This is a genomic window from Nonomuraea sp. NPDC000554 (genome assembly GCF_040300065.1).
GTDB lineage: Bacteria > Actinomycetota > Actinomycetes > Streptosporangiales > Streptosporangiaceae > Nonomuraea.
Genome location: NZ_JBEPDC010000026.1, coordinates 146,934 through 153,002, shown reverse-complemented (window position 1 = coordinate 153,002; position 6,069 = coordinate 146,934). Strand labels below are relative to the sequence as shown.

At 69.4% G+C, this 6,069-nt stretch carries 8 protein-coding genes and 1 tRNA gene; 5 read left to right on the top strand and 4 right to left on the bottom strand.

All coding sequences use genetic code 11. From position 1 onward, the window contains the following. Positions 1 to 380: 380 nt before the first annotated feature. From ABT294_RS38050 to ABT294_RS38040, 3 genes are all read left to right on the top strand, one after another. Positions 381 to 779, top strand: coding sequence for a hypothetical protein (locus ABT294_RS38050; RefSeq protein ID WP_350811265.1), 399 nt, complete (start codon positions 381 to 383; stop codon positions 777 to 779). Between the two features lie 187 nt (positions 780 to 966). Beyond that, positions 967 to 1,098, top strand: a complete 132-nt coding sequence (locus tag ABT294_RS38045; RefSeq protein WP_350811264.1) for a hypothetical protein — start codon at positions 967 to 969, stop codon at positions 1,096 to 1,098. 5 nt (positions 1,099 to 1,103) lie between these two features. After that, positions 1,104 to 1,331: a hypothetical protein gene (locus tag ABT294_RS38040; RefSeq protein WP_350811263.1), complete on the top strand. Its 228-nt coding sequence runs from the start codon at positions 1,104 to 1,106 to the stop codon at positions 1,329 to 1,331. Position 1,332: 1 nt separating this feature from the next. Here the strand turns inward: ABT294_RS38040 and ABT294_RS38035 are convergent, their stop codons facing one another. The 3 genes from ABT294_RS38035 to ABT294_RS38025 are packed head-to-tail and all read right to left on the bottom strand — an operon-like array spanning position 1,333 to position 4,976. Next, complete coding sequence (locus ABT294_RS38035) at positions 1,333 to 1,998, bottom strand: response regulator (RefSeq protein WP_350811262.1); 666 nt, start codon at positions 1,996 to 1,998, stop codon at positions 1,333 to 1,335. Further along, positions 1,995 to 4,499, bottom strand: a complete 2,505-nt coding sequence (locus tag ABT294_RS38030) for a sensor histidine kinase (RefSeq protein ID WP_350811261.1) — start codon at positions 4,497 to 4,499, stop codon at positions 1,995 to 1,997. The genes ABT294_RS38035 and ABT294_RS38030 overlap by 4 nt, the downstream gene beginning before the upstream one ends. Positions 4,500 to 4,508: 9 nt before the next feature. Then, positions 4,509 to 4,976, bottom strand: coding sequence for a group II truncated hemoglobin (locus ABT294_RS38025; RefSeq protein WP_350811260.1), 468 nt, complete (start codon positions 4,974 to 4,976; stop codon positions 4,509 to 4,511). A gap of 50 nt (positions 4,977 to 5,026) precedes the next feature. Between ABT294_RS38025 and ABT294_RS38020 the strand changes: the two genes are divergently transcribed. Together ABT294_RS38020 and ABT294_RS38015 are read left to right on the top strand one after the other, a co-directional pair. Next, the gene (locus tag ABT294_RS38020) at positions 5,027 to 5,602 is read left to right on the top strand and encodes a class I SAM-dependent methyltransferase (protein ID WP_350811259.1); all 576 of its coding nucleotides are present in this window, start codon (positions 5,027 to 5,029) and stop codon (positions 5,600 to 5,602) included. Beyond that, positions 5,599 to 5,955 (top strand): hypothetical protein, encoded by a 357-nt coding sequence (locus ABT294_RS38015; protein WP_350811258.1) that lies wholly within the window; start codon positions 5,599 to 5,601, stop codon positions 5,953 to 5,955. Before ABT294_RS38020 ends, ABT294_RS38015 begins: the two co-directional genes overlap by 4 nt. On the opposite strand, the gene ABT294_RS38010 is transcribed toward ABT294_RS38015, so the two are convergent. Further along, positions 5,950 to 6,026: transfer RNA gene (locus tag ABT294_RS38010), tRNA-Met, on the bottom strand. The genes ABT294_RS38015 and ABT294_RS38010 overlap by 6 nt on opposite strands. Between the last annotated feature and the right edge of the window lie 43 nt (positions 6,027 to 6,069).

Genomic DNA, 6,069 nt, shown 5'->3' with positions numbered 1-6,069 from the left:
TGTCTTTATTCTTTCAGCGACCGTATTTTCTGTCAAATTCGGCGCTTTCGGAATTTCAGACCCACCCCGTCTCCGGGGCAACCCCTCTAACTTACCAGCACATCCGGACAGATGCGAACCATCCGGGCGAACCAGAAGAAGTGGGATGTGCCGGGCATCTGCGAGGCTCTTGGAGCCTCCTGCCGCCCTGCTCGGGCAACTCTAGCAGTCACCGGGACCCACTTCGCGCCACACAGGTAATCACTAGGTCCTTCCCTCACCACGAACCTCCCAAACCTGTCGAGCTCCGACCGAACGCGGCAAGCACGTATCAAGTCATCCGCAATCCCCTCTAGATAGGTAGTACATACGAGCAGACTGCGCACTCGGAGGTGTCTGCAATGACCCGCTCGGAGTTCGACGACATCCGCGCCCACCTCGCCGACGGAACGACTCACGCTGGAGACCTGCTGCGAGTCGCCCGCACGCTGATCGACGACCTCGAACACGCGCGCATGCGAGAGGCCATCCTGCGGACGCACTACCTGCGCCTGCTCACCGCCGCCAGGGCCACGGTCGCCGCCGACATGGCCGGCGCCCCCGACCCGCTGGCCTTCATCAGGCACGAGCTGGCCGAGCGGGGCCAGCTCCCCCAGGACGACGAGGCGGTGACGCGCATTCTCTCGGACGCGCGGACCGCCGCGGCCCTCCTGGCCTGCCTGGAGCAGGCACCTCCGCCGCGCCCCAGGCGCGCTCGCATGCGGGGCTGCGTCGGCACGGGGCGCACCCTCCCCCGCTGATCCGCCGAACCGCGGACCACCCGACCTGCCGAACCCCTCACCCGCAGAACACCTGGCCTGCGAAACCCCGTAACCCGATGACGACCGTGCACATACCCGGATTTGGCGTGACGGCTGTAAGACTTCGCATATGTGGCGACAGGGGTTGAATTGGGTAGCAATCGTCCTAGTTGGGACATTCGGCCTGATGTGGCTGGGCATCGTGGTGTTCGCCGATCACACGTCCGATCCCTGGATGCGCGTCGCCCAGGCGGTCATCGGGCTCCTGCTGGCCGCTTGGGCCGTGCGGAAGGCCGCGTCGATGATCGGCAAGGCGTGAGTTCCATGAGCGAGCAACCGTACGACATCGGGCACGACATGGGCGACGACGTACAGCTCTCGTCCTGCGCCATGTACCGGGACAGGTTCCCCCGGGGGCACCGCATCGACGAGATCGACGACGAGGCGGGCCGGGGCATCTCGCAGTGGGTCCGCGAAGAGGATGAACGCGAGTCCGACGCGGTGGCCGACCCCCTGGAAGAGCCCACGTCCTCCCGCATCGAGTACGCCTGAGTCACGGCTGGAACCGGTACCCCATCCCCGGCTCGGTGAGCAGGTGCGCCGGGTGGGCTGGGTCCCGCTCCAGCTTCCGGCGGAGCTGGGCCATGTACTGCCGCAGGTAGTGCGTCTCCTTCAGGTAGGAGGCCCCCCACACCTCGGTGAGCAGCTGCCGCTGGCTGATCAGCTTGCCAGGGTTGCGTACTAGAAGTTCGAGAAAGTGCCACTCCGTGGGAGTGAGGCGTACGTCGCCGGAGATCGTCTTGTTCGCGAGGTCGATCACGTGATCACCCAGCTGCACCGACGACGGCTCGTCTGAGGCGTTCGTCCGGCGGGTGACGGCGCGGATGCGGGCTAGCAGCTCGTCGATGCCGAACGGCTTGGTCACGTAGTCGTCGGCGCCGGCGTCGAGCGCCTCCACCTTGTCGTCGCTGCCCGCACGTCCCGACAGGACGATGATCGGCACCTCGGTCCAGCCGCGCAGCCCGTGTATGACCTCCACGCCGTCGAGGTCCGGCAGGCCCAGGTCGAGGATCACCAGGTCGGGATGCCAGTCGGCGGCCTCGCGGAGTGCCGCGCTGCCGTCGGCGGCGACCGCGACCTCGTACTGCCTGGCCACCAGGTTGATCCGCAATGCGCGCAGGATCTGGGGCTCGTCGTCGACGACGAGCACCCGGGTCACGGGATTCTCCGCAGCGAGACGGTCATGGTCAGGCCTCCTCCCGGCGTCTCCGCAGGCGTGAGTGTGCCACCCATCGCCTCGGTGAGGCCACGCGAGAGCGCCAGCCCGAGGCCCACGCCGGTGTGGTTGTCGCGGTCGCCGAGCCGCTGGAAGGGCATGAACACCCTCTCATACGCCTCCGGCGGGATCCCGGGCCCCCGGTCTATCACGCGGATTTCGACGTGGTCGCCGTGCCAGCTCCCCGTGACCACGACGGGCTCCTCGCCGGGGCTGTAGCGGACGGCGTTCGCCATCAGGTTGACCAGCACCCGTTCCAGCAGCGCGGGATCGGCCAAGACCTCCGGCAGCGAGCCTCGGACGTCTCCCTGCACGCGGTCGCGCAGCGGGCCGAGGTCGTCGATCGCGCGGGGAACGATGTCCTCGACCGCGAGGGGCACCAGGGTGACGCCGAGCGCGCCTGCCTGCAGACGACTCATGTCGAGCAGGTTCGACACCAGCCGGTCCAGCTTGATGAGTGATTCGTCGGCGGTGGCGAGCAGTTCCTTGCGGTCGCCGGGCGTCCAGTCGATCTCGGTGTTGCGCAGGCTCTCGACCGCGGCCTTCGCCGACGCGAGGGGTGTGCGCAGGTCGTGGCTGACGGCGGCGAGCAGCGCGGTGCGCATCCTGTCGGCCTCGGCCAGCGGCTTGGCCTGCTCGGCCTCCTCCCGCAGGCGTTGCTGGCGCAGCGCCACCGCCGCCTCGGCGGCGAACGCCTCCAGCACCTGCCGGTCGGCGGCGGCCAGCAGCCGTCCGCGTACCGCCAGCACCAGGTCGTCGCCCACGGCCACGTCGGTGTCGGCGCCGCCGGGCGAGGTGGACGGCGGGCCGCCCGCGAGGGCCACCACCCGCCACGACTCCCCGTCGCGTTCGAGCAGCGTGACGGCGCTCAGCCCGTACACCTCCATGAGCCTGGCCATCAGCGACGTGAGCGCCGAATCGCCGCGCAGCACGTGGCCTGCCAGCGTGGACAGCACCTCGGCGTCGGCGCGCGACCTGGCGGCCTCCCTGCTGCGCCGGGCCGCCAGGTCGACGACCGTGCTCACCATGGCCGCCACCAGGACGAAGATGAGCAACGCGAGCAGGTTCTCCGGCGCGGAGATCGTCAGCGTGTGCAGGGGCGGCGTGAAGAACCAGTTGAGCAGCCCGAAGCCGAGGACGGCGGCGGTCAGGGCGGGCCACATCCCGCCCACCAGGGCCACGCCCACGACCAGCAGCAGGAACAGCAGGATCTCGCTCGGCAGCGTGAAACTGGAAGGCAGCAGGGCCGCCGTCAGCGCGGGCATCGCGACCAGTGCCATCACCCAGCCGCTGATCCGGCGGGTGCGGGTGAGCGCGGCCCGCGAGCGGTACGCGGCGCGTCCGGACGTGGCCTCGTGGGGCACCAGGTGGACGTCGATCGAGCCGGACCTGGCGGTCGTCGTCATGCCCACCCCGCGTGTCATGATCTGCGCGAGACGTCCTCTCCGGGACGCGCCGAGCACGAGCTGGGTGGCGTTCACGCCGCGGGCGAAGTCGAGCAGGGCGCGCGGGATGTCGTCGCCGACGACCTGGTGGTAGGTGCCGCCGAGGCTCTCGACCAGGGTCCGCTGGCGGGCCAGGCTGGCCGGGTCGCTGCCCGACGTCAGCCCGTCGGACCTCGTGACGTGGACGGCCAGCAGGTCCGCGCCCTTGGAGCGGGCGGCGATGCGGGCCGCCCTGCGCACCAGCGTGTCGCCTTCCGCGCCGCCGGCCAGGGCGACCACGACGCGCTCCCTGGCCTCCCAGGTGCCCGCGATGCCGTGGTCGGCACGGTAGCGGTCGAGCTGCTCGTCGACCTTGCCGGCGAGCCAGAGCAGGGCCAGCTCGCGCAGCGCGGTCAGGTTGCCGACGCGGAAGTAGTTGGCCATGGCCGCGTCGACCTGCTCGGGGGCGTAGACGTTGCCGTGCGCCATCCGCCTGAGCAGGGCCTCGGGCGACATGTCGACCAGCTCGATCTGGGCCGCGCGCCTGACCAGGTCGTCGGGGACGGTCTCACGCTGCGCGACTCCGGTGATCTGCTCGACCACGTCGTTCAGCGACTCCAGGTGCTGGATGTTGACGGTCGAGACGACGTCGATGCCCGCATCCAGGATCGCTTCGACGTCCTGCCAGCGCTTGGGGTTGCGGGAGCCTGGGACGTTGGTGTGCGCGTACTCGTCCACCAGGGCGATCCTGGGTTTGCGGGCGATCACGGCGTCGGTGTCGAGCTCGGTGAAGCTCGCTCCCCGGTAGTGGGTGGTCCTGCGCGGGATCACTTCCAGGCCGTCGAGCAGCTCGGCGGTGCGGAGGCGGTCGTGGGGCTCGACGAACCCCACGACCACGTCCCTGCCGCGTTCCCTGGCGCGGCGCGCCTCGCTCAGCATGGCGTACGTCTTTCCCACGCCTGGGGCCGCGCCCAGGTAGATCCGCAGGCGCCCACGCGGAGTCCTGTCGCGTCCCTGCATGTGTCCAGGTTACGGCTGGTATGGCGGGGCAACGCCCCATCCCCAGCGCGGCACGGGGGCCTTGGCCGGCGGTGTGGCGCCCGGCTTTGAGTTGTGCACCGCGAGCCGGGTGCCCCACTCGATGTAGCCGGCGAAGGCGGCCCGGAACTCGGGGTCGCCGGGCAGACCCACCTCGTCGGCCGCGTCCATGAGCAGGTTCACCCACCTGCGGCGCTGCGGCTCGGTGATGCCCTTGCCGAGATGCTGGGAGAGCATGTGCGGGTATCCGCCGCGTTCCTTGGTGTAGCGGTCGGGCCCGCCGAACACCTCGCTCAGCCACATCGCCACGTATCGCGGATGCGCCGGGTCCATGTGCGCGAACAGCGGCCCGATCAGGTCGTCCTTGACGACGTTCTGGTAGAACACTTCGGTCAGCTGCTCGAACGCCTGCGCGCCGCCTGCCCACTCGAACAGGGACGGCACTTTCTCATCAGTCACGTAATGATGTAATCAGGCGTTGGTGTCATGGTTCAAGACATACTGCGACCATGACCTTCGACCACAACGACCATTATCACAGGCTGCTGCTCAGGCAGGTGCCGCCTGGCGCCGGGCGTGCGCTCGACGTGGGCTGTGGCACGGGCCGGTTCGCGGGCAGGCTCGCCGCCCGCGGCCTGGAGGTCGACGCGGTGGACCCGGACGCGGCGGTGATCAAGGCCGCGCGGAGCGACAGGGTGCGGTTCGTCCGGGGCGACGTGACGGCGATGGAGCTGCCGTCCGGGCACTACGACTACATCTCGTGCCTGGCGAGCCTGCATCACGTCCCGTTCGGGACGGTGAGCCGGTTGCGCCGGTCGCTGGCCCCCGGCGGCGTGCTCGCGGTGCTGGGGTGCTACCGCGAGAGCATGCCCTCCGACTACCTGGTCAGCCTGGCCGCCATCCCCGTGAACGCCGCCGCCAGGCTGGCGCTGAGCCACCGCCCGGGGCCTCCCGTCACGGCGCCCGTGGCGAGGCCCGCGATGACACTGGACGAGGTCAGGCGCGAGGCGGCGGACCTGCTGCCCGGAGCGCGGATCAGGCGGCTGCTGTTCTGGCGGTACCTGCTGGTGTACGCCAAGGCGTGATCCTCGCCCAAAGGGGCACTTCGGCCGTTCGGCGCTTGCCTGGAGTGGTTCGCATCTCACTGATCACCGAGCTTCCCGATGACGAGATCGCGCGATACTACGAGTCTGCCGCGATCCAGGGCGTCGAGGGCGGCAAGCTCGCCGGCCGCGCCTACGTCAAGCCAGGCGGATCTTGGCGCGCAGGCTACAAGGACGTCGTCGTCGAGTTCTTCGATGGCCCCACGACCCCGGTTGGGATCCGCGGTGTCACTGACGGGTGCACCGTCATCGGCAGAAGCGGCAACTTGGCGTCAGCGCGGACAAACGAAAACGCCCTCCGAGAATTTCTCTCGGAGGGCGTTTCCTCTTGGTAGCGGGGGCAGGATTTGAACCTGCGACCTCTGGGTTATGAGCCCAGCGAGCTACCGAACTGCTCCACCCCGCGTCGGTGTGTGTCTAGAGACTATCGGCGACGCGGGGCTTACGCA

What these genes read in the sequence shown, in the direction of transcription:
- ABT294_RS38030 (WP_350811261.1), bottom strand. Translation starts at nt 4,499, where the DNA reads ATGCAGGGACGCGACAGGACTCCGCGTGGGCGCCTGCGGATCTACCTG.
- ABT294_RS38050 (WP_350811265.1), top strand. Translation starts at nt 381, where the DNA reads ATGACCCGCTCGGAGTTCGACGACATCCGCGCCCACCTCGCCGACGGA.
- ABT294_RS38045 (WP_350811264.1), top strand. Translation starts at nt 967, where the DNA reads ATGTGGCTGGGCATCGTGGTGTTCGCCGATCACACGTCCGATCCCTGG.
- ABT294_RS38040 (WP_350811263.1), top strand. Translation starts at nt 1,104, where the DNA reads ATGAGCGAGCAACCGTACGACATCGGGCACGACATGGGCGACGACGTA.
- ABT294_RS38020 (WP_350811259.1), top strand. Translation starts at nt 5,027, where the DNA reads ATGACCTTCGACCACAACGACCATTATCACAGGCTGCTGCTCAGGCAG.